The 25462-nt window shown below is 69.0% G+C and carries 30 protein-coding genes; 18 read left to right on the top strand and 12 right to left on the bottom strand.

Features of this window, described 5'->3' with window-relative positions:
- Positions 1-94 precede the first annotated feature (94 nt).
- The gene (locus ON41_RS18560; protein ID WP_083905447.1) at positions 95-1543 is read right to left on the bottom strand and encodes an alpha/beta hydrolase; all 1449 of its coding nucleotides are present in this window, start codon (positions 1541-1543) and stop codon (positions 95-97) included.
- Between the two features lie 71 nt (positions 1544-1614).
- Positions 1615-1929, bottom strand: coding sequence for a DMT family transporter (locus ON41_RS18555; protein ID WP_040748934.1), 315 nt, complete (start codon positions 1927-1929; stop codon positions 1615-1617).
- An 86-nt stretch (positions 1930-2015) separates the two neighbouring features.
- Here ON41_RS18555 and ON41_RS18550 point away from each other — a divergent pair, with 86 nt between their 5' ends.
- From ON41_RS18550 to ruvB, 5 genes are all read left to right on the top strand, one after another.
- On the top strand, positions 2016-2525 hold the full coding sequence (locus ON41_RS18550; RefSeq protein WP_040748933.1) for an O-acetyl-ADP-ribose deacetylase: 510 nt from the start codon (positions 2016-2018) through the stop codon (positions 2523-2525).
- Between the two features lie 30 nt (positions 2526-2555).
- Positions 2556-3005 (top strand): acyl-CoA thioesterase, encoded by a 450-nt coding sequence (locus ON41_RS18545; protein WP_040748932.1) that lies wholly within the window; start codon positions 2556-2558, stop codon positions 3003-3005.
- Between the two features lie 104 nt (positions 3006-3109).
- A complete protein-coding gene (gene ruvC, locus ON41_RS18540) occupies positions 3110-3679 on the top strand; it encodes a crossover junction endodeoxyribonuclease RuvC (RefSeq protein ID WP_040748931.1) in 570 nt (189 codons plus the stop codon).
- Positions 3676-4281, top strand: coding sequence for a Holliday junction branch migration protein RuvA (gene ruvA, locus ON41_RS18535; RefSeq protein ID WP_040748930.1), 606 nt, complete (start codon positions 3676-3678; stop codon positions 4279-4281). The genes ruvC and ruvA overlap by 4 nt, the downstream gene beginning before the upstream one ends.
- A gap of 8 nt (positions 4282-4289) precedes the next feature.
- Positions 4290-5381: a Holliday junction branch migration DNA helicase RuvB gene (gene ruvB / locus ON41_RS18530; RefSeq protein WP_040748929.1), complete on the top strand. Its 1092-nt coding sequence runs from the start codon at positions 4290-4292 to the stop codon at positions 5379-5381.
- 216 nt (positions 5382-5597) lie between these two features.
- Here the strand turns inward: ruvB and ON41_RS18525 are convergent, their stop codons facing one another.
- The 3 genes from ON41_RS18525 to ON41_RS18515 form a co-directional block, all read right to left on the bottom strand.
- Complete coding sequence (locus tag ON41_RS18525) at positions 5598-6635, bottom strand: DUF8017 domain-containing protein (protein ID WP_040748928.1); 1038 nt, start codon at positions 6633-6635, stop codon at positions 5598-5600.
- A gap of 86 nt (positions 6636-6721) precedes the next feature.
- Entirely contained in the window at positions 6722-7282 is a 561-nt protein-coding gene (locus tag ON41_RS18520) for a DivIVA domain-containing protein (protein ID WP_040749029.1), read from the bottom strand.
- 75 nt (positions 7283-7357) lie between these two features.
- Entirely contained in the window at positions 7358-8023 is a 666-nt protein-coding gene (locus ON41_RS18515) for a TetR/AcrR family transcriptional regulator (RefSeq protein WP_083905446.1), read from the bottom strand.
- Positions 8024-8060: 37 nt separating this feature from the next.
- On the opposite strand from ON41_RS18515, the gene ON41_RS18510 reads away from it, so the two are divergent.
- From ON41_RS18510 to ON41_RS18480, 7 genes are all read left to right on the top strand, one after another.
- Positions 8061-9554, top strand: a complete 1494-nt coding sequence (locus ON41_RS18510; protein WP_040748927.1) for a flavin-containing monooxygenase — start codon at positions 8061-8063, stop codon at positions 9552-9554.
- A 94-nt stretch (positions 9555-9648) separates the two neighbouring features.
- Positions 9649-10059, top strand: coding sequence for a preprotein translocase subunit YajC (yajC, locus tag ON41_RS18505; RefSeq protein WP_040748926.1), 411 nt, complete (start codon positions 9649-9651; stop codon positions 10057-10059).
- Between the two features lie 102 nt (positions 10060-10161).
- Positions 10162-11967: a protein translocase subunit SecD gene (secD, locus tag ON41_RS18500; RefSeq protein ID WP_063709903.1), complete on the top strand. Its 1806-nt coding sequence runs from the start codon at positions 10162-10164 to the stop codon at positions 11965-11967.
- Positions 11968-11969: 2 nt separating this feature from the next.
- On the top strand, positions 11970-13160 hold the full coding sequence (gene secF / locus ON41_RS18495; protein WP_040748925.1) for a protein translocase subunit SecF: 1191 nt from the start codon (positions 11970-11972) through the stop codon (positions 13158-13160).
- Positions 13161-13297: 137 nt separating this feature from the next.
- Positions 13298-15055, top strand: coding sequence for an ABC transporter substrate-binding protein (locus ON41_RS18490; RefSeq protein ID WP_040748924.1), 1758 nt, complete (start codon positions 13298-13300; stop codon positions 15053-15055).
- Positions 15056-15090: 35 nt separating this feature from the next.
- Positions 15091-15663 carry an adenine phosphoribosyltransferase gene (locus tag ON41_RS18485; RefSeq protein WP_051161877.1) on the top strand — a complete coding sequence of 191 codons (573 nt, stop codon included), beginning with the start codon at positions 15091-15093 and terminating at the stop codon, positions 15661-15663.
- A 50-nt stretch (positions 15664-15713) separates the two neighbouring features.
- Entirely contained in the window at positions 15714-16121 is a 408-nt protein-coding gene (locus ON41_RS18480) for a hypothetical protein (protein ID WP_157185528.1), read from the top strand.
- Here ON41_RS18480 and ON41_RS18475 read toward each other — a convergent pair.
- Positions 16118-16420, bottom strand: coding sequence for a hypothetical protein (locus ON41_RS18475; RefSeq protein ID WP_051161830.1), 303 nt, complete (start codon positions 16418-16420; stop codon positions 16118-16120). The genes ON41_RS18480 and ON41_RS18475 overlap by 4 nt on opposite strands.
- 228 nt (positions 16421-16648) lie before the next feature.
- Here ON41_RS18475 and ON41_RS18470 point away from each other — a divergent pair, with 228 nt between their 5' ends.
- The 5 genes from ON41_RS18470 to ON41_RS18450 all read left to right on the top strand — a co-directional run bounded on the left by ON41_RS18470 (position 16649) and on the right by ON41_RS18450 (position 20872).
- On the top strand, positions 16649-17092 hold the full coding sequence (locus ON41_RS18470; RefSeq protein ID WP_040748922.1) for a nitroreductase family deazaflavin-dependent oxidoreductase: 444 nt from the start codon (positions 16649-16651) through the stop codon (positions 17090-17092).
- 198 nt (positions 17093-17290) lie between these two features.
- Positions 17291-18901, top strand: a complete 1611-nt coding sequence (locus ON41_RS18465) for an ABC-F family ATP-binding cassette domain-containing protein (protein WP_040749024.1) — start codon at positions 17291-17293, stop codon at positions 18899-18901.
- A 70-nt stretch (positions 18902-18971) separates the two neighbouring features.
- Positions 18972-19427 carry a peptide-methionine (R)-S-oxide reductase MsrB gene (msrB, locus tag ON41_RS18460; protein WP_040748921.1) on the top strand — a complete coding sequence of 152 codons (456 nt, stop codon included), beginning with the start codon at positions 18972-18974 and terminating at the stop codon, positions 19425-19427.
- On the top strand, positions 19424-19939 hold the full coding sequence (gene msrA / locus ON41_RS18455) for a peptide-methionine (S)-S-oxide reductase MsrA (protein WP_040748920.1): 516 nt from the start codon (positions 19424-19426) through the stop codon (positions 19937-19939). Before msrB ends, msrA begins: the two co-directional genes overlap by 4 nt.
- Before the next feature lie 120 nt (positions 19940-20059).
- On the top strand, positions 20060-20872 hold the full coding sequence (locus ON41_RS18450) for a DUF1460 domain-containing protein (protein WP_040748919.1): 813 nt from the start codon (positions 20060-20062) through the stop codon (positions 20870-20872).
- Between the two features lie 25 nt (positions 20873-20897).
- Here the strand turns inward: ON41_RS18450 and ON41_RS18445 are convergent, their stop codons facing one another.
- The 3 genes from ON41_RS18445 to ON41_RS18435 are packed head-to-tail and all read right to left on the bottom strand — an operon-like array spanning position 20898 to position 21641.
- Positions 20898-21128, bottom strand: a complete 231-nt coding sequence (locus ON41_RS18445) for a hypothetical protein (protein ID WP_157185527.1) — start codon at positions 21126-21128, stop codon at positions 20898-20900.
- Positions 21109-21354, bottom strand: a complete 246-nt coding sequence (locus tag ON41_RS18440) for a hypothetical protein (protein WP_157185526.1) — start codon at positions 21352-21354, stop codon at positions 21109-21111. Before ON41_RS18440 ends, ON41_RS18445 begins: the two co-directional genes overlap by 20 nt.
- A gap of 56 nt (positions 21355-21410) precedes the next feature.
- Positions 21411-21641, bottom strand: coding sequence for a hypothetical protein (locus ON41_RS18435; protein WP_040748916.1), 231 nt, complete (start codon positions 21639-21641; stop codon positions 21411-21413).
- A 711-nt stretch (positions 21642-22352) separates the two neighbouring features.
- Between ON41_RS18435 and ON41_RS18430 the strand changes: the two genes are divergently transcribed.
- Complete coding sequence (locus tag ON41_RS18430) at positions 22353-22682, top strand: hypothetical protein (RefSeq protein WP_157185525.1); 330 nt, start codon at positions 22353-22355, stop codon at positions 22680-22682.
- Between the two features lie 15 nt (positions 22683-22697).
- Here the strand turns inward: ON41_RS18430 and ON41_RS18425 are convergent, their stop codons facing one another.
- The 3 genes from ON41_RS18425 to ON41_RS41645 all read right to left on the bottom strand — a co-directional run bounded on the left by ON41_RS18425 (position 22698) and on the right by ON41_RS41645 (position 25385).
- Positions 22698-23588 carry a phosphotransferase enzyme family protein gene (locus ON41_RS18425; RefSeq protein WP_040748915.1) on the bottom strand — a complete coding sequence of 297 codons (891 nt, stop codon included), beginning with the start codon at positions 23586-23588 and terminating at the stop codon, positions 22698-22700.
- Positions 23585-24874 carry an NsdA family TPR-like regulatory protein gene (locus tag ON41_RS18420; protein ID WP_506339398.1) on the bottom strand — a complete coding sequence of 430 codons (1290 nt, stop codon included), beginning with the start codon at positions 24872-24874 and terminating at the stop codon, positions 23585-23587. The genes ON41_RS18425 and ON41_RS18420 overlap by 4 nt, the downstream gene beginning before the upstream one ends.
- A 328-nt stretch (positions 24875-25202) precedes the next feature.
- Positions 25203-25385: a hypothetical protein gene (locus ON41_RS41645; RefSeq protein WP_157185523.1), complete on the bottom strand. Its 183-nt coding sequence runs from the start codon at positions 25383-25385 to the stop codon at positions 25203-25205.
- Positions 25386-25462 lie beyond the last annotated feature (77 nt).

Genomic DNA, 25462 nt, shown 5'->3' with positions numbered 1-25462 from the left:
CAGCCTCGTATCCGGTCGCGGCTCCTGTCGGTCGTCGGCGCCGCCGCCCGAACATCTCGAACTGATTCCGCTGCCCGAGGACTGATCCGGCGCCTCAGCCGTTCGCCTGCGCCGGGAGTCCGACCCGCGCGGAGACCCACGGGAACGACGAGGTGAACGAGGCCGCGGCGAACTGCCAGGTATGGCCGCCCCGAGTGGTGTGGATGGTGCAGTCGATGCCCACGCTCCTGCCCTGCGCGCACAACTTCTCGGCGGCCCCGACCTCGCCGGTGTCGGCCACGCCGTCGCGGCCGTGCATCCCGGCCGCGTCGTCGTCGGTCTGCGGTCGATGGTCGCCGCGCGCGCCGGACCGCTGCGGCGGCGTGAGGTCGTCGAACAGGCCCGCGACCCCCGGATAGGGCCCGTGCCCGGCCATCACGGTCAGCGGATCGAACCGGTCCCAGCGCGCGGGATCGCCGCCGTAGAGGCGCTGGACGGTCTGCTCCTTCGTGCCCGCGGTGGGACCGAGATCCCCGGCGATGTCGACGAAGGTGTGGAACAGCTCCGGATGCATGACCGTCAGATCGACCGCGCAGGTCCCGCCCATCGACCAGCCCACGACCGCCCAGTTCGCGGGGTCCCGCTGCGCGCCGAATGTCGATTCCACATACGGCACAACATCTTTCGTGAGATGGTCGGCCGCTGCGCCGCGCGGGCCGTTCACGCATTCGGTGTCGTTGTTGAAGCTGCCGCTGGAATCGACGAACACCAGGATCGGGGCCCGGCCGCCGTTCGCCGCGGAGAATCTGTCGATCTCGGGCATGATCTGGCCGCTGCGCAGCCAGTCGCCGGGCGTGTTGAACTCGCCGCCGACCATCATCACCGCCGGGAGCGCGGGCGGGGTGTCCCCGGCGAACCAGGCGGGCGGGAGGTACACGTATTCGGTGCGGTGCTTGAAGCCGCTGGCGTCGTCCGGGATCGACACCGGGACCACCACGCCGGTGGTGACGTTCGTATTCCGCATCCCGGGCAGGGCGTCGAGATCGGTCTGGTGCGGGAGCGGCCCGGCGGTCAGGGCGTTCCAGGCGGCCTGGGCGGTCGGGTAGTAGCCGACCCACTGATCGAGGACGACCGCCGTACTCATCGCCGCCAGCGGCACGGCCACGATCGCGGCCGCGCGCCGCCACCACCGCGCGCCGGGCCAGCCGGCCACCGCGACGGCGAGGGCCACGGCGGTCGCGCCGATACACACCCACAGCAGCAGCGGCGCGGGATCGCTGGCCAGCCCCTCGTTGTTCATGTACGCCCAGCTCGCCACCGCCGCGGCCACGCCGAGCGCCAGGCAGATCGGCACCCGGATCAGCCACCAGCGCGGGGTGAACCGGACGATCGCGACGGCCAGCAGCGCCAGCGCGACCAGTTCGATCGTCAGCGGCAGCCAGCCGTGCAGCAGGGAGATCCCGTGGTGAGAACCGTTGTACGGGTGGAGATTCGCCGAGGGGAGCGGTGGCGGGGGCGGCGGGGCCACCGTGGTGACCGGGCCGGGCGTCGTCGGTACGTCCATCGGCGCAGGAAACACGGCGCTATTGTCGGCCGGATTCCTCGAGATCCGCTGTGAACGGGCTGCGAATCAGGTCAGTGGAAGACCTTCAGGCCCACCACGCCCGCGATGATCAGCACGAGGCACAGGATGCGGGACAGGCCGGTGGACTCGCCCAGCCAGATCATGCCGACCAGGGCGGTGCCGACGGCGTCGATGCCGACCCACACCGCGTAGCCGGTGCCGACCGGAATGTCGTGCAGCGCCAGGCCCAGCCCGGCCATGCTCAGAGTGAGTGCGACCGCGAACACCACGGTGGGCAGCGGTTTGCTGAAGCCCTCCGAGCGCTCGAGAGCCACAGCCCATGCCGTTTCCATGAATCCCGACAGGATGAGCAGAATCCAGGCCATGGCAGGAACGGTAGGCGACCGGCCGCTCGTTGCCGGGGATCCGTGCCGTGTCGGCGGGTGAGCGCGCGGGCGGGCACAATCGGGGTATGGCCGAACTCGTGCTGGTGCGGGGTGACATCACCGAACAGGACGTGGACGCCGTGGTGAACGCGGCGAACTCGGGGCTGCTCGGGGGAGGCGGCGTGGACGGGGCGATTCACCGCCGGGGCGGTCCGGCGATCCTCGACGAATGCCGGGATCTGCGCGCGACACGCTTTCGCGATGGGCTCCCCGCCGGGCAGGCCGTCGCGACCACGGCGGGGGAGTTGCCCGCGCAATGGGTGATCCACACTGTCGGGCCGCGGTGGTCGGCGCGCGAGGACCGGTCGCGGGTGCTGGCGTCCTGCTACCGCGAATCCCTGCGCGTGGCCGACGAACTGGGCGCGCGCACGGTCGCGTTCCCGGCGATCTCCACCGGTATCTACGGCTGGCCGATGGACGACGGGGCGCGGATCGCGGTGCAGACCGTGCGTACGGCCGGTTCCGAGGTGGACGAGGTGCGATTCGTGGTGTTCTCCGCCGACGCCCACGACGCCTTCGCGGAATGGATGCCGTAGTTTGTCGGTGCCCTCTGCGAAGCTGGGCCGGTGGCGAATTCGTACGAACCGTTCTCTCTCCGGATCGATGTCCGCATCGCCGATGTGGACCCGCAACTGCACGTCACCGGCGCTGCCTATCAGCAGTACGCCGACCATGCCCGTTTCGAATGCGTTCAGGCCGCGGGGATCTCGGTCGCCGACCTGCTGCGCGAGGGGCTGGGCCCGGTGAATCTGGAAACCACCATCCGCTACCACCGCGAACTGCGCGCGGGCGACAGCGCCGACATCACCTGCTCGTGGACCTGGTCCGACGGCAAGATCTACCGCGTCGAACACGCCCTCACCCGCAGCGACGGGGAGCTGTCGGCCACCGTCTCCCACGTCAGCGGCCTGCTGGACCTGAACACCCGCAAGCTGGTCGCGAATCCGGCGGCGGAGTGGGCGCGCCGCGCCACCGACCCGACGCTGCTCGGCCTCCCCGCCTGGATGCAGGTCTGATCCCGCCGGGGCGATTCCGTCCGGGCCCGTGTCGGTCGCCGCCCCGGATACGGTCCTCGACTACACTTCGAACAACTGTTCGCGGATGTGGAGGGGTGCTTGTCGTGCGGGTGATGGGCGTCGATCCCGGGCTCACCCGGTGCGGCCTGAGCGTGGTCGACGGCGGTCTCGGCCGGCAGGTCACCGCGGTCGACGTCGACGTGGTGCGCACGCCTCCCGATATGGATCTCGCGCAGCGGCTTTTGCAGGTCTCCGACGCGGCCGAACACTGGATGGATACGCACAAGCCGGGCGCGGTCGCCATCGAGCGGGTGTTCTCCCAGCACAATGTGCGCACCGCGATGGGCACCGCGCAGGCCGGCGGGGTGATCGCGCTGGCGGCCGCGCGCCGCGGCATCCCCGTCGCCTTCCACACCCCGAGCCAGGTCAAGGCCGCGGTCACCGGCAGCGGCTCGGCGGACAAGGCTCAGGTGACGGCGATGGTGACGCGGATCCTAGGCTTGCGGACGGCGCCGAAACCGGCCGATGCGGCGGACGCGCTGGCCCTGGCGATCTGCCACTGCTGGCGCGCGCCCATGCTGGACCGGATGGCGAAGGCGGAGGCCATGGCGGCCCAGGCACAGCGGAAATATGCCGAAAGGCTTGCCCAGCAACGGAAGGCGGTATCCGGGTGATCGCGTCGGTGCGCGGTGAGGTGCTCGAGATCGGGCTCGACCACGCGGTCCTGGAGGCCGCGGGCGTCGGGTACCGGCTCAATGCCACGCCCTCGACCCTGGCCACCCTCACCAGCGGCGACGAGGCGCGGCTCTACACCGCGATGATCGTGCGCGAGGATTCGATGACCCTGTACGGCTTCGCCGATACGGAGGCGCGCGAGCTGTTCGGCCTGTTGCAGACCGTCACCGGCGTCGGCCCCCGGTTGGCCATGGCGGTGCTGGCGGTACTGGAGCCCGAGGCGCTGCGCAAGGCGCTCGCGGAGAGCAACGTCGCGGCGCTCACCCGCGTCCCCGGCATCGGCAAGCGCGGCGCCGAGCGCATGGTGGTGGAACTGCGCGACAAGGTGAATCTCGTTCCGGTGCAATCGGGTCCACCCGGCGCCGGTCCCGCGCCCGTCGTCACGCCCGTGCGCGAGCAGGTGGTGGAGGCGCTCACCGGACTCGGCTTCCCCGCGAAGCAGGCCGAACCCGCCGTCGACGCCGTCCTCGCCGACCAGCCCGGCCTCGACACGTCCAAGGCGTTGCGCGCCGCGCTCGGCCTGCTCGGTAAGAACAAGTAGGGCGGCCGATGACCGAACCCGGCCACGAGGACGACCCCGACTCCCAGGTCACCGCGAGCTATCTGCGGTCCGACGGCGAGATCGAGGCCAGCCTGCGCCCGAAATCGCTGGACGACTTCATCGGCCAGCCGCGCGTGCGCGAGCAGTTGCAGCTCGTGCTGCGCGGTGCGAAGAAGCGCGGCGGGACCCCGGACCACGTGCTGCTGTCCGGACCGCCCGGTCTGGGCAAGACCAGTATGGCCATGATCATCGCCGCCGAACTCGGGACGGCGCTGCGCATCACCTCCGGTCCGGCGCTGGAGCGCGCGGGTGATCTGGCGGCCATGCTGAGCAATCTGGTCGAGGGCGATGTGCTGTTCATCGACGAGATCCACCGCATGGCCCGGCCCGCCGAGGAGATGCTGTATCTGGCGATGGAGGACTTCCGCGTCGATGTGGTGGTCGGCAAAGGGCCCGGGGCGACGTCGATTCCGCTGGATATCGCGCCGTTCACGCTGGTCGGGGCGACCACCCGGTCCGGTGCGCTGACCGGGCCGCTGCGCGACCGGTTCGGTTTCACCGGTCACATGGACTTCTACGAACCCGATGAGCTGCACCATATTCTGCTGCGCTCGGCCCGAATCCTGGACGTGCGCATAGACTCCGACGCCGCCACCGAGATCGCGGGCCGTTCCCGGGGTACGCCGCGTATCGCCAACCGGCTGCTGCGCCGCGTTCGCGACTACGCCGAGGTACGCGAGGACGGCATCATCACCCGCCAGATCGCGCACGCCGCGCTGGCCGTCTACGACGTCGACGATATGGGCCTGGACCGCCTGGACCGGGCGGTGCTGGGCGCGCTGGTGCGCAGCTTCGGCGGTGGGCCCGTGGGTGTTTCGACGCTGGCCGTCGCGGTGGGGGAGGAGGCCGCCACCGTCGAGGAGGTGTGCGAGCCCTTCCTGGTCCGTGCCGGGATGGTCGCGCGCACCCCGCGCGGGCGGGTGGCCACCGCCGCCGCCTGGGAGCACCTGGGTTTGGTGCCCCCGCCGGACCTGGTCTTCGGTTCCATCGAGGTACGGGGGCGCGAGCCCCACCCGACCCTGGATCTGTTCGACTCCTGAGGCCCGCCCTCCCGTTTTCCGGCACGCTTTTGGCCGGAATCTGTCGTGAGGCCCCGGCCAAAAGCGCGCCGGGGCAATAGGGGTGGCTAGGCCGGAGCAATGGGGGTGGCTAGGCCGGAGCAATGGGGGTGGTTACGCCGGGGCAATGGGGGTGGCTGCGCCGGGGCAATGGGGGTGGCTGTGCCGGGGCGATGTTGGTGGCTGTGCCGCAGCGGGTCAGAGTTTGCGGATGCTGGTGAAGATTTGGGCGGCTAGGTCGGGGGTTACCTCGCCGGGGACGCCTCGGTCGGAGGCGATGGTCAGGACGAGCATGGGGTTCTGGGGGCCGGGGAAGGCGAAGGTGTAGACGGAGAAGCGGGTGGTGGTGCAGGCCGGGTCGTCGGGGTGCCAGCTGCCGGAGGTCTCGACCATCTGGCCCGCGATGCCGCCGGTCGTGGTGATGGGGGCCGGTGGGGTGGCCGTGGCGTCCGGCGGCTTGTTGAAGCCGTACTGGGCGGACATGCTGCCGACATCGGTGGCGGCCGTGGCGGGATCGGGCTTGTCCGAGCGGCTGACGAAGGTGGTCGTCCGGTTGGAGGACGGGCAGTAGTTCTGGCCGTCGACCGTGGTCCCGGTGCCGGAGATGCGGTTACCCCCGTCCTCGAAACCGCGAATCATGCTCTCCGAGTCGACCTTCCACCCCGCGGGCACGTCGTAGGCGACCCCGCGCGACGGCACCGCGACGCCCTGGAACCCGGGGATGACCGCGGTCGTCGTGGATCCGGCCTTCGTCGACGGGGACGGCGCGGTCGTCTCGGTGGTGGGCGGTGCGCTGGTCGCCTGGGCGGCCGCGGTGGACGTCCGGGTGGAGGTGGCGGCCGCCGAGGTGTCGTCGCTCGAGGAACCGCGCAGGAAGACCGCGGCCCCGGCCACCGCGGCCACGACGACGACCACGGCCACCACGAGCGCCACGATCATCCCGGTGTTGGTGTTACGCGGTGGCGGCGCACCATAGGGCTGAGACGGCGCGCCGTAGGGCGGCGCACCGTAGGGCGGCGGCGGGTACTGACCCTGCGGCTGCTGCGAATCCAGCGGCGGATACTCGTACGGCTGCTGCGGGACTCCCTGCGGCGGCATGCCCTGCGGCGGGACCCCGTGCGGCGGCATACCCTGCGGCGGAAAGTCCTGCCGGTGCACGGTGGGTTGCTGCTGCTCCGGGGAATACTGCCCCGGGCCGTATTCCGGTTGATTCCACCACTGCCGGTCGTCTGTCACGATCTCTGTCCCTCGTATCCCCTCCGCACGGCCGCCAGGAGCGGCGCGTGGCACGCACGAGTGGACATCGTAAGCCACCGCGCGAATCAGGAGCGCCCGCTCGCCTCCTCAGCGGTGAGCATGCGCACCACGACGTCGAGGAAGGCGTCGACCTCGTCGCGATGGCAGGCCGGCGCGCCCGCGAGTGCCGGGGCGAAATCGACGGCGCGGACATCCGCGCTGGTGAGCCCGTTCGATCCGGCGTGCGCGAGGGTGGCGGCGATACGGTCGAGGAAGACGTGCACCTCGTCGGCGTCGTATCCGGTGGACCCGGTCGGCGGAGCCGAGAACCGCAGGCGCTGAATGTCTTCCGGCGTGAGGGGCAGCGTGTCACCGGCGGCCGACGGCTCGGCCCCGCGCCGCACGGACTCGAGTTCCACGCAGATCCGGTCCAGGTAGTCGTCCACCTCGTCGCGGTCGTAGCCGCGGCGGCCCCGTGCGGCGGTGGAGAATTCGTGTTCGCGGATATCGGCGGCGGTGAGCGTCGCCCGCCCGCGGAACGCCGCGGCGACGCGATCGCAGAAGGCGTCGACCTCGGCGGTGTCGTAGCCCCGGTTTCCGAACGGGGCCTTGCCGAACAGGACCCGCTGCCCGTGCTCGTCGGTCACCGATTCATTCTCGCAGCAGGTCACGGCGGTGGATGCTACTCGGTGCCGTCCTCTCCGGCGGACGTTCCGCGGGCATCATTCCTTGCGCACGCCGTCGATGAGCAGGCGGCGGATCGCCTCGGTGAGATCGGCCGCTGCCGCTTCGTCCGGATTGCGCAGACCGTGGATGATGGCGCCGAGCATCATGCCCGTGACGGCCTTGGCCGTATTGGCGGTGTCCAGATCGGCGCGCAGGTAACCCAGCTCGACGCCGTGCTCCAGGTAGCCGGCGGTGAGGGAGTCGGCGGTGTCCAGCAGGCCGTACAGGCGCAGCGTCAGCTCGCTGTCGATGCCGGTCGCCTGGAACAGCAGCAGCTGCGAGACCCGGCGATCCTCCAGGAAGATCCTGTTCAGCGCCGCGCCGATGCGCTCGACCTGTGCGCGATAGTCGTCCAGGGTGGTCGCGGCGTCGGGGGCGTTGTCGGTGCCCAGCGAGTCGATGATGCGGGCGGCCAGATCGTCGATGACGTGGTCGATGATGTCGCGCTTGTTGGCGAAGTAGCGGTAGAACGTGCCGTGCCCGATCCCCAGCTCCGTCGCGATATCCGCGATTCCCGTTGCGTGATAACCCTTTTCGGCGAAGCAGGCGAAGGCGGTGTCGATGATCTCCTGCCGGAGCTCGGCCTTGCGACGCTCGAGATGTGTAGATGGCTTCGGCACGAAGCCGATGATACGGTGTTCCGGAACGGAATGATGTGTCATTCTGTAATAGATACTTCTGGTAACAGGGAGGTTCGTCGTGGCACCTCGATACGACGCCGTGGTCGTCGGGGCCGGATTCGGCGGGATGGGCGCGGGCATCGAGCTCGATCGGCTCGGCCTGGGCAATTTCGTGATCCTGGAGCGCGAGGACGATCTGGGCGGCACCTGGCATGTGAACCGGTACCCGGGGCTGGCCGTCGATATCGCCTCGGTCACCTACTCGTATTCCTTCGAGCCCAATCCGTACTGGTCGCGGCTGTTCGCGCCCGGTACGGAGCTGAAGAAGTACGCCGAGCACATCGCCGACAAGTACGACCTGCGCCGCCGGATGCGGTTCGGCCAGGTCGTCGGCGGGGCGCGCTGGGACGAGGAGAACCGGCACTGGGTGGTATCGGTGGAGGGCGGCGAGACCCTGACCGCCCGCTACCTGCTGGCCGCGACCGGTTTCCTGTCGCAGCCCTACACCCCGCCGTTCCCGGGCATCGAGTCGTTCGCGGGCAAGATCATCCACACCACCGCGTGGGACGACGAGTTCGACCTGACCGGACGCAAGGCCGCGATCATCGGCACCGGCGCCACCGCCGTGCAGCTGGTGCCGAAGGCGGCCGAGAAGGTGTCGGCGCTGACGGTGTTCCAGCGCACGCCGATCTGGGTGGTGCCCAAGGTCGATACCGCGATCCCGAAGCCGGTGCAGGAGCTGTTCGCGCGGGTGCCGCTCACCCAGAAGGCCGCGCGCCTGGTCAACACCAGCGCGCTGGAGCTGCTGATGGTGTCCGGGGTGCTGCACTACAAGCAGGCCAAACTGGGGAACAGGGGCGCGGCGCTGCTGGCCAAGGCGCATCTGCGGTCCCAGGTGCGCGATCCGGAGACGCGGCGCAAGCTGACGCCGGACTACGACTTCGGCTGCAAGCGGCCCACCTTCTCCAATACCTACTTCAAGACCTTCAACGAACCGCACGTGCGGCTGGAGACCAACTCCATCGATCATGTCGAGCCGGACGGCATCGTCACCGCCGACGGTCACAAGACCGAGATCGACACCCTGATCCTGGCCACCGGCTTCAACCTGTGGGACGTGAACTTCCCGGCCATCGAGATCATCGGCCGTGACGGGCTGAATCTCGGAAAGTTCTGGCGCGACAACCGGTTCCAGGCGTACGAGGGCATCACGGTGCCCAAGTTCCCGAACTTCCTGAGCCTCAACAGCCCGTACTCCTACAGCGGCCTGTCGTACTTCACCACCATCGAGGCGCAGATGAAGCATATGGGCCGGCTGTTCGGCGAGATGTTCCGCCGCGGTGAGCAGGTGTTCGAGGTGACCGAGCGGGCCAACGCGCGCTTCCTCGACTACGTCACCGACAAGCTGGGCTCGTCGGTGTTCTACGGCGGCAACTGCGCCACCGCCCGCAGCTACTACTTCAACCAGCACGGGGAGGCGGCCCTCCTCCGCCCCAACAGCACCCTCACCACCCACCGCGAGGCGGTGAGTTTCCCGCTGGAGGATTACACGTACGGAGGGCAGGCGGCCTGATCCGGCGTGCGGGTGTGGCGCACTTGCGGAGGACTGGCAGACTGTGTGGGTAAACATCCATCCCAACCCACAAGACTAGGGACCGACTACGACGATGGAACTGCTGTTTCCGCTGCTACTGGTAGCTCTGCTCGTGCCGATGTTCCTCGGTGTCCGCCGCCAGAAGCGGGAGGCGCAGAAGGTCACCGAGATGCAGGAAGCCCTGAAGATCGGCGACCGCGTCACCACCACGTCGGGCCTGTACGGCACCGTGGTCGACGTGGACGACACCTCGGTCGATCTGGAGATCGCCGAGGACGTCGTCACCACCTGGCTGCGCGCCGCGATCCGCGACGTCCGCACCGACGACACGGACTCCACCGACACCACCGACTCGGACGACGCCCCCGCCCCGGCGGAGAGCGCCGCGACGCCGGAGACCCCGGCCGCGTCGAGTTCGGCCGAGGCCAAGCCCACGGTGGAGGAATCGGTCGAGGATACGGCCACCCGGCTCGGCAAGGACTGACCGCACGCGCCATCGCACCGCCGCACGACCGCGGTGCGGTGGCGTTGGCGCATGTCCGCACGTTCCACCTCGACCCTCGACACCGCCTAGGAGACAAGTACTGTGCCACCTTCCAAGGGAACGGGGCATCCGCTGCGATTGCTCGGCGTCTACGCCTTGCTCTTGGCCGTGATCTACGCGCTGGTGTTCTTCACCGGTGACAAGTCCGCGGAGCCGAAGCTCGGCATCGACCTGCAGGGCGGTACCCGCGTGACGCTGACCGCGCGTACGCCCGACGGCAGCAAGCCGAGCCAGGACAGCCTCAAGCAGGCCCAGGAGATCATCGAATCCCGGGTGAACGGGCTCGGCGTGGCCGGGTCCGAGGTGGTCATCGACGGCAGCAACCTGGTGATCACGGTTCCCGGCGAGGACGGCCAGCAGGCCAAGTCCCTGGCCACCACCGCCAAGCTCTACATCCGCCCGGTGCTGCAGAACAGTCAGTCCGGCGGTGCGGCCGGTGGCCTGGGTGGCGCCGGCGGTGGTGCGGGCGGTCTCGATGGTGCGGGCGGCCTGGGTGGTCTCGGCGGTCTCGGTGGTACGCAGCAGCTTCCCCCGGGTGCACAGCTGCCTCCGGGCGCGCAGCCCGACGCGGGTACGCCGCCGGCGGAGACGCCGGATCAGTCCGGTGGGCAGAGCGAGCCGGCCCCGCAGGGCGCGACGCCGCAGAACCGCGTGTTCCCGGCGCAGGCCCCGAACCCCTCGGACAACCCGGCCCCGCCCACCACGCCCGCCCCGGCGCAACCGGATCCGAATCTGACGCCGCAGCAGCGGACGCAGAAGGAGATCGCGTCCGCCAAGGCGCTGCGGCAGAGCACCGATCCGCAGATCCTCCAGCTCGCCATGCAGACCCTGGACTGCAGTAAGCCCGACCCGCTGGCCGGTAACGACGATCCGAATCTGCCGCTGGTCGCCTGCGGTTCCGACGGCGCGGTGTACCTGCTCGACAAGAGCCGCATCGACGGTCAGGACATCAAGGACGCCAGCGCCTCGCTGCAACAGCAGCAGTCGCGCTGGGCGATCGATATGACGTTCAAGAACGGCGATGCCTGGGCGCAGCTCACCGGCGAGTACGTGCAGAAGCAGGTGGCGTTCACCCTCGACTCGAAGGTGATCAGCGCGCCGGTCGTGCAGCAGGGCCCGCAGCAGGGCGGCAACACCCAGATCACCGGCAACTTCAACGCCCAGACGGCCAAGGAACTGGCCAACCAGCTGAAGTACGGTTCGCTGCCGCTGTCGTTCGCGACCTCCGAGGCGCAGACGGTCTCGGCCACGCTGGGCCTGTCGTCGCTGAAGGCGGGCCTGATCGCCGGTGCGATCGGCCTGATCGCGGTGCTGCTGTACTGCCTGGCCTACTACCGGATGCTCGGCTTCCTGGCCGGATTCTCGCTGGTCGCTTCGGGTTTCGCGGTGTACGGCATCATCGTGCTGCTGGGCCGGTGGATCAATTTCACGCTGGACCTCGCCGGTATCGCCGGTTTGATCATCGGTATCGGTATGACCGCGGACTCGTTCGTGGTGTTCTTCGAACGAATAAAGGACGAGATGCGCGAGGGCCGCAGCTTCCGCTCGGCCGTCCCGCGCGGCTGGGCCCGCGCCCAGCGCACCAACCTGTCGGGTAAGACGGTCAGCCTGATCGCCTCGGCGGTGCTGTACATCCTGGCCGCCGGCCAGGTGAAGGGCTTCGCGTTCACGCTCGGCCTGACCACCGTCCTCGACGTCATCGTGCTGTACCTGGTCACCGCGCCGCTGATGATGATGGCCTCGCGCTCGCCGTTCTGGGCCAAACCGTCGGTGAACGGCCTCGGCGCCGTGCAGCAGCTAGCCCGAGAACGCAAGGCCGCCGCCGGCGCGCTGGTTAAGGAGGCGTGAGGATGAGCAACCACTCCGTCCTCGACGCGGGGCCCGTCGACGAGCCCGTCGAACCCGCGCCCAAGCACGGTTTCTTCGAACGGCTCTACACCGGTACCGGCGGATTCCAGATCGTCGGCCGCCGCCGGCTGTACTACGCCCTGAGCCTCGGGCTGGTGGTGATCGCGCTGCTCAGCATCGGGATCCGCGGGTTCACCCTCGGTATCGACTTCGCCGGCGGCACCCGCATCCAGATGCCGGCCGCCGCGGACGTCAGCACCTCGCAGGTCGAGAGCGCCTACAACCAGGCCCTCGGCCACGACCCGGTGACCGTGCAGAAGGTCGGCTCCGGTGCGGCGGCGTCGTTCGAGATCCGTTCGGACACGCTGGAACCGGAACAGCAGGACAAGGTGCAGGGCGCGTTGTTCGACGCGTTCCATCCGAAGGATTCCACCGGCACCGTCAGCCGCAACGCGATCAGTATCGCGGAGATCAGCGAGACCTGGGGCGGGGAGATCACCAAGAAGGCGCTGATCGCGCTGGTGGTGTTCGTGCTGCTGACGATGATCTACATCGCCATCCGGTTCGAACGCGATATGTCGTTCGCGGCGATCGCCTCGCTGTTCTTCAACCTGATCGTGACGGCTGGCATCTACTCCATCGTCGGCTTCGAGGTCACGCCCGCGGCCGTGATCGGCCTGCTGACCATCCTCGGCTACGTGCTCTACGACAACGTCGTGGTGTTCGACAAGGTCGAGGAGAATACGCGCGGGGTGCTGCACCTGACCCGGCGCACCTACGGCGAACAGGCGAACCTCGCCGCCAACCAGACGTTGATGCGCTCGATCAACACCACCGTGATCGGCATCCTGCCGATCATCGGCATGCTGGTCATCGCGGTGTGGCTGCTGGGCGTGGGCACGCTGAAGGATCTGGCGCTGGTGCAGCTGGTCGGCATGGTCGTCGGCGCGTACTCGTCGATCTTCTTCGCCGTGCCGCTGCTGGTGTCGATCAAGGAGCGGTTCGGCCCGGTGGCCGCGCACACCCGCAAGGTGCTGGCCAAGCGCGCCAACGCGGGCAGCGCGCGGGCCGGTGAGGCCGCGTCGCAGCGGGCGAGTGCCGCCAGCGGTGTTTCGCGTCCGCGCCAGACCGGTTCCGCCACACCGAGACCCGGTGCGCGGCCGAGCGGGAAGCGGCACAAGAGAAGGCACTGAGCGTGCGGCGGCGTCTCCGACGGCCCGCCACGGCGGCACCGCGCGTGGGTGCCGCCGTCCCGGAGTAGTCAGCTTGCGTAACCACGAAGGGACCGGCGCGGCGCGCAATCGGCGGCCACCGGCCCGGAGGAGGCAGTGTGCGTAACCAGAAGGGGCCGGGGGAGCGCGGCCGGTCGCGGCAGACGCGGCGGATCGCGCTACGCGCCGCGGGGGTGCTGACGGTCGGCGCGCTGGCCGGGGGACTGCTGTCCGGCTGCGGCAGCAAGAACCAGGTGCCGTCGATCGGCTACGCGGTCGACGCCGTCCTCGCCAGCTACAACGGCGGTAGCACGCTGGGCGCGAACAGCGGTGCGGCGGGCGTGTTCGCACGCGTGCTGACCGGGTTCTACTACACCGGGCCGGACGGGCAGCCGATCGCGGACACCGATTACGGCACCGCCAAGGAGGTCCCGGGCGAGACCCAGACCATCCAGTACCGGCTCAACCCGGACGGCAAGTACTCCGACGGCGTCGCCACCTCGTGCGACGATCTGGTGCTGGAGTGGGCCGCGCGCAGCGGCCGGTTCACCAAACCCGCTCCGGGCGGCCCGATTCCGGTATTCGACGCCGCCTCCACCGCGGGCTACTCCGATATCGAGCGGGTCGAATGCCAGCCGGGGTCCAAGGACGCGACCGTGGTGTTCCGTCCCAACCGGCGCGTGCTGGCCTGGCGGACGCTGTTCAACGCGGGCGATCTGATGCCGGCGCACATCGCCGCCAAGGCGGCCGGGGTGCCGAACGTCGTCGCGGCGGTGCAGGCGGGCGATCCGAACGCGCTGGACCGGCTGGCGCAGTTCTGGAATACCGGCTGGACGCTGAGCGCGGGCAAGATCGATACCGACGTCCTCCCCGCGTCGGGCCCCTATCGCATCGAGTCCTACAGCGACAGTGACGGTCTGGTGCTGGTGAAGAACGAGAAGTGGTGGGGCAATCCGGCCCGCACGCCGCGCGTGGTGGTGTGGCCGAAGAACACCGACCTGAAGCAGAAGGTGTCCGACAAGGCGGTCGGCGTGGTCGATATCGGCGCCGGCTCGGTGAAAGACCTGACGCTGGACGGCTTCTCGGTCGAGCAGGTGCCCGGCCGCGGCGCCGAGGGGCTGACGCTGTCGACCGCCGGCGTCTTCGCCTCCGCCGACGCCCGGCGCGCGTTCGCGCTGTGCGTGCCGCGGCAGGCGCTGTTCGACAAGTTCGGTCATCCGGGCTTCGACAACAAATCGGGCCTCGGTTCGGGAACGCTGAATTCCCGGACGGTGCAGGCCGATTCGGTGTACTACCCGGCGATCACGGGTCCTGCCGACAAGTACCGCACCGGCGATCCGGCCGCCGCCCAGAAGGCGCTGTCCTCCGCCGGGGTACAGAATCCGACGATTCGCATCGGCTACCGCGCACCGGACGACCGCCGGGCGCAGACGGTCGCCGCGATCGCGGACTCGTGCCGGGCGGCGGGCGTCACCGTCATCGACGCGGGCGCACCGGATTTCGTCGCGACCCAGCTCGGCGAGGGGAAGGTGGACGCGGTCCTGGGCAGTACGGCCGCCGCGCCGGGGCCCGCGGGCTCGCTGCCGGGTGTCGAGGCCACGGCGGCGCTGCGCACCGGAGAGGGCCTGAATTTCGGGCATTTCGGTAACGGGCGTTACGATGCGATCGCCGATCAGCTTGCGGCCGATGACAATTCGGGCACGGTGCTCGGACTCTCGACCGAGGCGGAGAATCTGCTGTGGAGTGAGATGCCGTCGATCCCGCTGTTCAACACGCCGCGCACGATCGCTTTCGGCGACGGCATGGAGGACGGGATCGTCAACCCGGCCAAGGCGGGTGCGGGCTGGAATATGGATCGCTGGGTGTTGTCGCGCTGAGCGTCTGCGGGCGCGGGATGAGGGAGTGGGTGCGGATGAGCAAGCATGGAATGGTGGAGACGGAACAGACGGCGGGCGAGCGGCTGGCGGTGGCGGCCGAGGCGGTGCAGCGGCTGACCCGGTGGCACGACGACTTCCCGACTCCGGGCGTGCGTTTCGCCGATCTGACACCGGTCTTCGCCGATGCCGCGGGCTTCCACGCGGTCGTCGACTGCCTGGGTTCCTGCGCCGCCGATGTCGACCTGGTGGCGGGCGTGGACGCGCGCGGCTTCCTGCTGGGCGCGGGTGTGGCCGCGGCCCTGGGGACCGGCGTGGTGGCCGTCCGCAAGGCCGGCAAACTGCCGCCGCCGGTGCTGTCGCGCGAGTACACCCTCGAATACGGCTCGGCCGCACTGGAGATTCCGGCCGACGGCATCGATCTGTCGGGCCGCCGGGTGCTGCTGCTCGACGACGTTCTCGCCACCGGCGGCACGCTCGCCGCGAGTGCGGAACTGTTCGCCTCCGCGGGCGCCGAGGTGGCGGCCGCGGCGGTCGTGCTGGAACTGAGCTCCCTGGGCGGGCGGGAACGGCAGGGCGACTACCCGCTGACATCGATCGTCCGCCTGTAGCGCGTCACGGTTGTGGCGCGGGCGCCGCGATGGCTATGCTCGGCCCGGCTATGAGTCGATCGAAGCGCACCAGGATCTCCGCCGCCGTGGCAGGGGCGGTCGGTCTGCTGTTCGTCGTGGGAGCCGCCACCGCCTCCGCGACACCGGAGGCGGCACTGCGTGGCGGACCGACGATCAGCGCGCACGTGACCGGGGCGAAGCCCGGCCAGGCATGCCGGATCGAGGCGGCCGGGGTCGACATGCCGTGGCGCACTGTCGGCGCCGACGGATCGGTCGTCCTGGATTCGGGGCCCGTGAGCCGCGGGCGGCACGACGCCCGGGTGATGTGCGGCGGCCCCGGAGGCGCGGCGGCGCATGCGGTGGGTAAGCAGGAGGACGTGTTCACCGGGCGCTGGGCGCCGGCCTACGAATTCCTCCACCACCACAGGCTGGAGTTCCTCACGCCGCGCGAGGGTTAGACGCGCGCGACCAGCCGGGCGATGAAGCCGGTGACGACGAGCCAGAACACTGCTGCCAGACCGTAATTGATGATCACATCGAGGTCGAAGTTCCCGGTGTTGAACAGGCCCGGGAAGAACAGCGCGAGCGGTTCGGCCAAGCCCTTGATGAACGTGAAGAACTTGTTCGCCGGGTTGGCGTCGAAGACCAGCATCAGGATGTAGACGGCCTCGATGACTGCGAAGATGCCGCCGACGGTGGTGAGGATGGCCGCGGCCGTCCCGGTCCCGTGAGCGGTGCGAGAGCGATATCTGTACATGGGTGGGCGATGCCCGGTCCCGGCCCGGCCGAAACGACAGCCCCCTTGACCGCGCCCCGATGAGATGCCCCGGTCGGGACGCTGATTCGGTGTCCTATCAGCGGTGAGTGCGGCTCGCACCTGCCTCGCGAAAATATTTCGAGAGCACTGCTCTTGACAGGGTTTCGAGGGTGGTGCATGAATGATCTCATTAGAGAGCAGTGCTCACAAAAGCGAGGAGTAGTTCCCATGAACGCCACCCGGTACATCGCCCCGACCGGTCTCGATCCCGTCATGAACAAGATCTTCAACGCCCTCCCGAAATTCGGCATCAGCGTCGCCGGCTCCCGGTTGCTGGCGGTGCGCGGGCGCAAGTCGGGGGAGTGGCGCACCACGATGGTCAACCTCCTGGTCGACGAGTCCGGCGCGCGCTACCTGGTGGCGCCGCGCGGCCACACGCAGTGGGTGCGCAACCTGCGCGCGGCCGGCGGCGGCGAGCTGCGGCTGGGCCGCCGGACCGAGACGTTCACCGCGACCGAGGTGGCCGACGCGGACAAGGTTCCGGTGCTGCGGCTGTACCTGAAGAAGTGGGGCTGGGAGGTCGGCAAATTCTTCGAGGGCGTCACCAAGGACGCCTCCGACGAGGAACTCGCCGGCATCGCGCCAGGCTTCCCGGTATTCCGGATCGGCTGAGCCGCAAGCACTTTCGTGCGGGCAGGGGTGTGGTGTGATCCGGATCCCGGGAATTTTCCTTGCGCACCCCTCGTTGAGTCGGTTAGCTTGAAGACGTCTTGTTCCCGTTGATCGGAGTCGTGCATTGCTCTTCTGAGGTAGCCCCGAACGGCTCGCAGTCGCGTGCCGTATCCCACGCCACCTCCCAGGAGCATGCACATGTCTATTACTTTCGCTCTTTCCGATCTCACCTTCGCCTGGCCCGACGGCACGCCCGTCTTCGACGGTCTCGACGCGGTGCTCGGCCCCGGACATGTCGGCCTGGTGGGCGCCAACGGGGCCGGGAAATCCACGCTGCTGCGGCTGATCGCCGGGGAGTTGCGTCCGGCGCGCGGGTCGATCACCGTGCCCGGCCGGCTCGGGTATCTCCGCCAGGACCTGGGTCTGGCTCCCGGCCAGCGCGTGGACGCGGTGCTCGGCATCGCCGAGGTGCGAAAGGCGTTGCACCGCATCGAATCCGGCGCGGGTGCGGAGGCGGACTTCGAGACCGTCGGCGCCCGCTGGGATGTCGAGGAACACGCCGTCGCGCTGCTGGGCCGCCTCGGCCTGCACTACCTGGCCGACGATGTGGCACAACTGGATCGGCGGCTGGAGACCCTCTCCGGCGGTGAGACTGTGCTGCTCGGCCTGGTGGCCGAACTGCTGCGCGACCCCGACCTGCTGGTCCTGGACGAGCCCACCAACAATCTCGATGCCGTTGCGCGCCGGCGCCTCTACGAGGTGGTAGGCCAGTTCCCGGGCACCGTGCTGACGGTCAGCCACGACCGGGGACTGCTCGATCGCGTCACCGCCGTGGCCGAGCTGCGGCAGGGCGAGATCCGGGTGTTCGGCGGTAATTTCGACGCCTACGAGGCGATGATCGAGGCCGAGCAGCGGGCCGCCCGCGCCGCCGTCCGGGACGCGCGCAGCGATGTGCGCAAGCAGTCGCGGGAACTGGTGGAGGCGCGCGTCAAACTGGACCGCCGTAAGCGGTACGGCCAGAAGATGTGGGATTCCAAGCGCGAGCCGAAGATCATCATGGCCGAACGCAAACGGCAGGCCCAGGTGTCCGCCGGCAAGCTGCGCAACAACCACATCGCGAAGGTGGAGGAGGCGAAGGAACATCTGGCACAGGCACAGGATCTGCTGCGCGACGACCGCGAGATCCGGGTGGATCTGCCCGGCACCCGGCTGTACCCGGGCCAGGACGTCCTGACGCTGGACGAGGTCACCCTGGTCAACGGCCCGGTGGTCTCGCTGACGGTGACCGGGCCGGAACGGATCGCGCTCACCGGGCGCAACGGGGCGGGCAAGACCACCCTGCTGCGCGCGATCGCCGCCGGGGCGGCGACGGTGCCGTGGCGCCTGCTGCCGCAGCGCCTCGACCTCTTCGACGAGACGCGGTCGGTCTTCGAGAACGTCTCGGCGGCAACGCCGCACGCCTCGGCCGAGCAGGTCCGCGCCCAGCTGGCCCGGTTCCTGTTCCGCGGCGCCGACGCGGACGTGGCGGCGGGCGCGCTGTCGGGCGGCGAGCGGTTGCGCGCGGCGCTGGCCATGATGCTGCTGGCCGACCCCGCGCCGAAACTGCTGCTGCTCGACGAGCCCACCAACAACCTCGACCTGCCCAGCCTGCGCCACCTCACCGAGGCGCTGGCGGGTTTCGAGGGCGCGCTGATCGTGGTCAGCCACGATCCGCGCTTCCTCGACGACATCGGGGTGACGCGGCGGGTGGAACTCACGGCGGACGGGCTGGTCGAGGACACCGCGGACAGGGGTATGACGGAAGTGTGACGCGAGCGCCGGGCGGGGACTATCCCGCCCGGTCCCGCCGTTGTACGGGTAGCCGATATGAGGAGGTCATGTGGCACAGGAGTACAACCGGAACCCCGCGGCCGTCGCCGCCCTCTCGCCCGAGCAGTACCACGTCACCCAGGAGGACGGCACCGAACGGCCGTTCACCGGGGAATACTGGGACAATCACGAGCCGGGCATCTACGTGGACGTGGTGTCCGGTGAGCCGTTGTTCGCCTCGGTGGACAAATTCGACAGCGGGTCGGGATGGCCGAGCTTCACCAAGCCGATCGATACCGCGACGGTCGCCGAGAAGCGGGACACCAGCCATCTGATGGTTCGCACCGAGGTCCGTTCCGTCTTCGGCGACAGCCATCTCGGGCACGTCTTCCCCGACGGGCCCCGCGACGCGGGCGGGCTGCGGTACTGCATCAATTCGGCGGCGCTGCGGTTCGTTCCCCTCGACGATCTCGAGGCGCAAGGATATGGGCAGTACAAGGCTCTCTTCACGAAGGAGGACGCATGACCGACACGCGGCGGGCGATTCTGGCCGGTGGCTGTTTCTGGGGCATGGAGGAGCTGATCCGCAAGCAGCCGGGCGTGCTCTCGACGCGGGTCGGCTACTCGGGCGGCCGCAACGACCACCCCACCTACCGCAACCACCCGGGCCATGCCGAGGCCGTGGAGATCGTCTACGACCCCGCGCAGACCGACTACCGGGCGCTGCTGGAGTTCTTCTTCCAGATCCACGATCCGACCACGAAGGACCGCCAGGGCAACGACATCGGTAGCAGCTACCGGTCCGCGATCTTCTACCTCGACGAGGACCAGAAGCGCGTCGCGCTGGAGACCATCGCCGACGTCGAGGACTCCGGGCTGTGGCCGGGCAAGGTCGTCACCGAGGTGACCCCGGCGAGCGAGTTCTGGGAGGCCGAGCCCGAGCACCAGGACTACCTGCAGAAGTATCCGAACGGCTACACCTGCCATTTCCCGCGGCCGGGCTGGAAGCTCCCGCGGCGGCAGGCCGCCGCGCAGTAGTACGGGGATCAGGCGGCCGGACCGGGTGGCGGCGTACCGTGTGCGAGCACGGTAGCGTCGTCGCTGCCGGACCGGCCGCTTCGTCGCGCGCCGGTCGCCGAACTCGTCCGGGAGGCCGTTGTGCGCGTCGTCGCTCGTATCGTGCTGGTCGTGACGGTGCTGCTGGGCGGCGTCGCGTCGCTGCTGCCCGCTGCCGTGGCCGCTCCGGCCGGGACGGTGACCCTCGACGACGTCACCGCGCGCAAGATCGACGAACTGCTGGCGGCCAAGGTCGCGAGCGGCGCGCGGAGCCGCGGCGAGCTGATCGAACTGCTGTCGCGGCAGTTCCTGGGCACGCCGTACGGCGCGGACATGTTGATCGGCTCGGCCACCGAGCCGGAGCAGCTGGTGGTCGACTTCCGTCGGGTGGACTGCTTCACCCTGCTCGACTACGTCGAGGCGCTGAGCCGGTCGTCGGATCGCGACCAGTTCCTCGCCGAGCTGGTGAACACCCGATATGCCGGTGGCACAGTCGATTTCACCCATCGCAAGCACTTCTTCACCGATTGGGCGGCGACCCCGCGCGTCGCCGCCACCGACATCACCTCGGCGGTGAGCCCGGCCGCGGTCACCGTGACCCAGCACCTCAACGCGAAAGCCGGTGGCGGGAACTATCTTCCGGGCATTCCGGTGGTCGATCGGGATATCACCTACATACCCGCGTCCGCCGTGGACGACGCCGTCGTGGGGCAGCTCCGCACGGGTGACTACGTCGGCGCCTATGCCGATCAGGCCGGGCTGGACGTCACCCACGTCGGCATCGTCGTCCAGACTCCGAACGGGCCGGTCTTCCGTAACGCGTCGTCGCTCGACCGGAACGAGCAGGTGGTCGATTCCCCGTTCGACGAATACGTGCGGTCGACCCCCGGCATCGTCGTCATGCGCCCGGCCTGATCGACGCCCGGCGGCAGCGGAACGGCTAGGGGTGCAGGAAGAGTCGTTCGCACGGCATCCGTTCGAAGGTGGGTGACAGGTCGGTGTCGATGTCGATGGTGATCGACTCGGAACCGTGCCGGCGCTTCCATTCGGACAGGAAATTCGCCGCGGCGGTGGCGCAGATCCGGTAATCGGCGCGCAGATTGCGGTGGATGAAGGAGACGTGCAGGTCCATATCGTCCGGATGCGGTGATTCATTCCGTTTCCTGGTCATCGGGGACACCTCGTCTCGACGAGTCGGGTTTGACACGGCCGGCACTCACCAGGACGGCGAAGGCATTCGCTTTCCGTGGGCAGTCTTCGAGCAGGCATTCGCGATGGCGTTGCATCTCGCGGTGGGCCTCGACGACCGTCAGCGGCGTGCCCGGCGCGTCGTGACTCCAGTTCCGGGTCCAGGCGACGGGCCGGTCGTCGGGATTCGCTTTCAGCAATGCCAGCACGACACCGGCCAGACAGCCGGCCAGAGGCGCCGTGAGTACTGCGGTGTACCACACGGTCATAGTCGTTTCCGGGATTTCGCGGCGAAGTACTGCGAGGCCAGCTTCAGCCGTCGATTCGCCTGCCGCAGGGCGTCGTTCTCGAGACGTAGCGAGTACAGTTCGGCGCGCTCGGCCGCCGAGAGAGCCGTCGCCCGCTCGGGGAGTATCGGTGGCGTGGGCGCCGGAACGGGCGATGGCGCGTCGGCGAGGTCGGACCGGGGAGCGATGGACGCGATGTCGGTGGTCACGCCGCGTAACGCCCTCTCCCCGACGTCGATCGACGACAACAAATCCGCCAAATTCCGTGACTCGGGCGAGCCTTCGGATATCTGCTCATCTCTATTCATCGGTTGTCCATCTTCTGAGAATGTGTCCGCTGCGACGGTCTGCGGTGTATTCGATGCCGCGCCATTCTCGGGTCGGAGCCCGAGCGGGGGCGTCGATGAATCGGAACCGGCTGTGCTTCGAAACCGATTTCAGAGAACCACGATCACTGGACGAGCCTGTCGTGGATCGGCCGCGCTACCGCGGAACGCAACAGTTCTATCACGATCGATAAATTTGTACACCCCCCTTTGTGGGCGATCACCGGACCCCCCTTTCGGCCGAATCATGATCGGAAAGTGATCGCCTGGTTCGTGCCCGATCGTAAATCATCGTCATCGGGCTTTTAGGGGGGATGCCCTAGGGGGGTTGGCAAGCTGTCGCGCGAATATCACCATGGTCTGCGGCCCTGGGATGTTCGTGTCCGGGAGCCTACTCGCAAGTCAATTCGATCACGGCGGCCGGACAACGGAAAGTTCGATACGCCGGAACCTCGGAAGTATCGGAGGAGAGGAATGCTGGAATCCTGCCGCTCGGATCACGATGTCGTCCACATGTACCGGCGCCGCTATGCGCTTCCGGCTCGAATCATTTCGGAGCGTCCCGCGCTGTTGACGAGTGATCTACTCGGTGCGGTGACAATGCCGGCGCCGGTCGGGGCGAAGGTTCTCGCCGCCGTGCCCATGCCGATACCGGTGCTCGGCGACCCGCGCGAGAGCCGCTGGACGTTTCTGGTCCGGCCGAACTGCCCGGTGCCGTCGTGCCTGGCGGAAGTATTGGCGGATCGGGAAGTGACGGTCGCCGACCGCGGCCGGGTGGTGATGCTGCCGCGGTCGGATCGGGGCTGGGGAGCGCGCTGGGTGTCGCAGCCCGACGGTGTGGTGAACGCCCTGCCGGGGCTGGCCCGGATCCTCCGGGAGGCGTACACGAACAGCCTGCCGGTGCCGGAACCCACCGGCGGGTAGCCCGCGCGGCCGGTCTCAGTACACCGGCGTCCAGCCCGGCCAAGGCCGTTCACCGCACTCGCCGCGCAGGCACGCGAGCCGGTGGGCGGCCTGCTCGCGCAGGTGCGGCCGCTCGGCCCCCTGCTGCATCAGCCACGCCGTCATCCTGAATTCGCGGATGTCGCGCAGGAGTTCGAAGCCGCCCCACGCCATGACATCGACGCCGTATTCGGCGCTGAACGCCGCGTACTCGTCGGCGGTGATCCATCCGCACGTCGCCAGGTTGACCGCGGTCTGCACCAGATCCCATTCGGGCGGGCCGATGCAGAACCGCTCCAGGTCCAGCACGATCGCCTCGCCGGAGTCGGCGGTGACGATATTGCCCTCGTGCGCGTCGCCGTGAATGGCGCGCCAGGGCAGGCCCTCCGGACGCTCGCGCCACCGCTGCTCGAGCCCGTCGAGGTGGGCGCGCATCCAGCGGCGATGCGCGCGGGACAGCTCGGGCGCGGCGTCGATTCGCTGGCTCAACCGGGCGAAGGGCTGGAACACCTGGAGCCCGACGCCGACCGGTACCGGCAGGCTGTGCAGGTGCCGCAGCGCCCGCGCGACCACCTCCGGCCGGCTGACGCGGTGCGGCGGCAACTCCCGCCAGAACACCACCGGCCGGTCGCCGACCGCCGGCAGGTGCGGGGGATGGGGTGCCACCCGCACGGCCGGCACCCCGGATTCCGCCAGCCACCGCGACACCGCCACCTCACGCCCGGCCGCCGCCGTGCGGCCCGGGCGCGAGACGCGCGCGACGATACTTCCGTGCAACCGGTAGACGGCGTTCTCGCCGAGACTGATCACCTCGGCGCCTTCGGCGCACAAACCGGCTGCGGCGCAAGCGGATTCGAGTACGGCCCGGGTCCGGGACTCCTCGCTCATCGCACGGTGAGGCCACCCAGGCGCCGCCGCAGATCCGCCACCTCGCGCGGGGTGGCCCGTGCCGCGGCGAGCGAATCCAGTTCGCGCAGATACCAATCGGCTCGCTGGGACCGCACATGGGCCGCGTCGTCGAGCGCCGAGTGCCCGATCGCCGCACCCTCGTCGGGGGCGCCCGTCGCCATCACCAGCGAGGCCAGTTTCAAGCGCGCGAAGGCGCGGGAACGGACATAGGCGTCCCTGTGACCGTCGACGGCGGTCTCCAGGCGCCGGCGCGCCTCCGACCGGAATCGCCCCTGGACAGCGAGGCCGAACAGGGCGTGCCCGGTGTCGCCGCCGTGCTGCGCGTCGTCGTAGTACGCCATCCACGGCGGATCGTTGTCGGGGCTGCGATGGGCGAATTCGTCGTCGGCCTGTCCGACCGCGCGGACGGTTTCGTCCACGCGGTGCATATCGGCCAGGGCCCGGGCCCGGACCGCGTGCAGGTTGGCGCGTTCGGTCGGCGTCAGCTGCCCGACGCGTTCCAGGGCCAGCTCGGCGAGCGTCAGGCCGGTGGCCGGATCCTTGCACCAGATGGCCTGACGTGCCATCCGCGACAGCACCTCGGCGCGCAGATGCGCGTCACCGGCCCATTCGGCGCAGGTCAGCGCCAGGCGGAGCATGCGCCGGGCGTCGTCGTGGGCGAAGGCGTCGAAGGCCATCCAGGCCGAGGTCTGTCCCAGGAAACCCACCGCGGTGAGCAGGGCGGCCCGGTGCTCCGGCGCGCATCGGGCGTTGAGCAGGTCGACCGCGTAGGTGAGCTGGGCGGCCACCGCCTCACGGACCAGGCCGCCGCCGTAGGTGTTGTCCCAGCTGTTGAAGACACGCGCGGTATTCATGACCTGCTGTATCTCGGTTCTGCCGACCAGTGAGGGCACCGGGGTCGGCTGGGTGAGCGCCGTCAGCTCCTTCAGCGGTACCGAGACGGCGACCGCGGCCGCGGTCCCCAGGGCCACGCGAAAAAAGTCCGAGCGGCGCACCCGTTCCTCCTCTGTTTCGTCGGCCACCAGCGGTGTCGACCGCTGGTCGAAGAATCCCAAGTCGTGGTCTGATTCCACGTCGAAGATGTGGCGAAAGGCCTCTCGATAGCGAGGGTTCGGCCATGTACGTTCGCCACGCAAGTAACGTCTGATAGTTTCGTCGGTGTAGCGTCCCGGCTTTCCACCACGTCGTTCGACGTGCGAATTCAGCAGGTCAGCGAGGTGTCTCTGCGTCATGCCGGACATTTGCAAGAGACGCTGCAATTTCATATTGGGCACCAGAACCCTGTTCATTCCAGCCTCCCTATCCGGTGCCATACGGTCTCGGGTCTCAGGAAGATTACGTCATGGAACGTTATCTGCGCGCCCCGAGATTCGAGAACCCCTCTTTCTGGGCCGCACCCCCCGTCTACCATTGTTAACGACGACTGTTCTTGCATTTCGATACTGCATTTTGTCGTACGCGATAAACCGACCGTGCCGGTCGTCGGGTGCGCGGCCAAAACAGGCGGCGTACGAGCGCGCGAACGAACTGTCGCGGTAGGGAAGTGTGGCGGTCGTCACGCGGGGTTCCCGGCCGGGAACCCCGCGTGGGTATTCAGCGGCCGGTGTCGGAGGACGCGCCGGGTTCGGAACCGTTGTGCGCGGTGGGAATCGAGACCGTGACGTGGTAACGGCGGCCGGAGATCCGGTCCGGTCGGTATCGAACGACCGGGTCGGTCACCACGAGCCACTCGTGCGGGCTGCCCGCGAGGATTCGAATCGCACTTGAAACCAACATTTCGAAATCTCCTGTGTTGCCGATTGTTCCGAGATCACCCGCGAGCGGTGGAGAGAGTGTAGGAATTATGTACTCCG

It is taken from the genome of Nocardia transvalensis NBRC 15921 (assembly GCF_000308875.1).
Classification (GTDB): Bacteria; Actinomycetota; Actinomycetes; order Mycobacteriales; family Mycobacteriaceae; genus Nocardia; species Nocardia transvalensis.
This window is presented reverse-complemented; position numbering and strand designations above follow the sequence as displayed.

Bases quoted from the DNA above. Each gene is read 5' to 3' on its own strand.
- ON41_RS18560 (WP_083905447.1), bottom strand. From the start codon at position 1,543: ATGGACGTACCGACGACGCCCGGCCCGGTCACCACGGTGGCCCCGCCG.
- ON41_RS18555 (WP_040748934.1), bottom strand. From the start codon at position 1,929: ATGGCCTGGATTCTGCTCATCCTGTCGGGATTCATGGAAACGGCATGG.
- ON41_RS18550 (WP_040748933.1), top strand. From the start codon at position 2,016: ATGGCCGAACTCGTGCTGGTGCGGGGTGACATCACCGAACAGGACGTG.
- ruvB (WP_040748929.1), top strand. From the start codon at position 4,290: ATGACCGAACCCGGCCACGAGGACGACCCCGACTCCCAGGTCACCGCG.
- ON41_RS18515 (WP_083905446.1), bottom strand. From the start codon at position 8,023: ATGACACATCATTCCGTTCCGGAACACCGTATCATCGGCTTCGTGCCG.
- yajC (WP_040748926.1), top strand. From the start codon at position 9,649: ATGGAACTGCTGTTTCCGCTGCTACTGGTAGCTCTGCTCGTGCCGATG.
- secF (WP_040748925.1), top strand. From the start codon at position 11,970: ATGAGCAACCACTCCGTCCTCGACGCGGGGCCCGTCGACGAGCCCGTC.
- ON41_RS18485 (WP_051161877.1), top strand. From the start codon at position 15,091: ATGAGCAAGCATGGAATGGTGGAGACGGAACAGACGGCGGGCGAGCGG.
- ON41_RS18480 (WP_157185528.1), top strand. From the start codon at position 15,714: ATGAGTCGATCGAAGCGCACCAGGATCTCCGCCGCCGTGGCAGGGGCG.
- ON41_RS18475 (WP_051161830.1), bottom strand. From the start codon at position 16,420: ATGTACAGATATCGCTCTCGCACCGCTCACGGGACCGGGACGGCCGCG.
- ON41_RS18470 (WP_040748922.1), top strand. From the start codon at position 16,649: ATGAACGCCACCCGGTACATCGCCCCGACCGGTCTCGATCCCGTCATG.
- ON41_RS18465 (WP_040749024.1), top strand. From the start codon at position 17,291: ATGTCTATTACTTTCGCTCTTTCCGATCTCACCTTCGCCTGGCCCGAC.
- msrA (WP_040748920.1), top strand. From the start codon at position 19,424: ATGACCGACACGCGGCGGGCGATTCTGGCCGGTGGCTGTTTCTGGGGC.
- ON41_RS18445 (WP_157185527.1), bottom strand. From the start codon at position 21,128: ATGACCAGGAAACGGAATGAATCACCGCATCCGGACGATATGGACCTG.
- ON41_RS18425 (WP_040748915.1), bottom strand. From the start codon at position 23,588: ATGAGCGAGGAGTCCCGGACCCGGGCCGTACTCGAATCCGCTTGCGCC.
- ON41_RS18420 (WP_506339398.1), bottom strand. From the start codon at position 24,874: ATGAAATTGCAGCGTCTCTTGCAAATGTCCGGCATGACGCAGAGACAC.
- ON41_RS41645 (WP_157185523.1), bottom strand. From the start codon at position 25,385: ATGTTGGTTTCAAGTGCGATTCGAATCCTCGCGGGCAGCCCGCACGAG.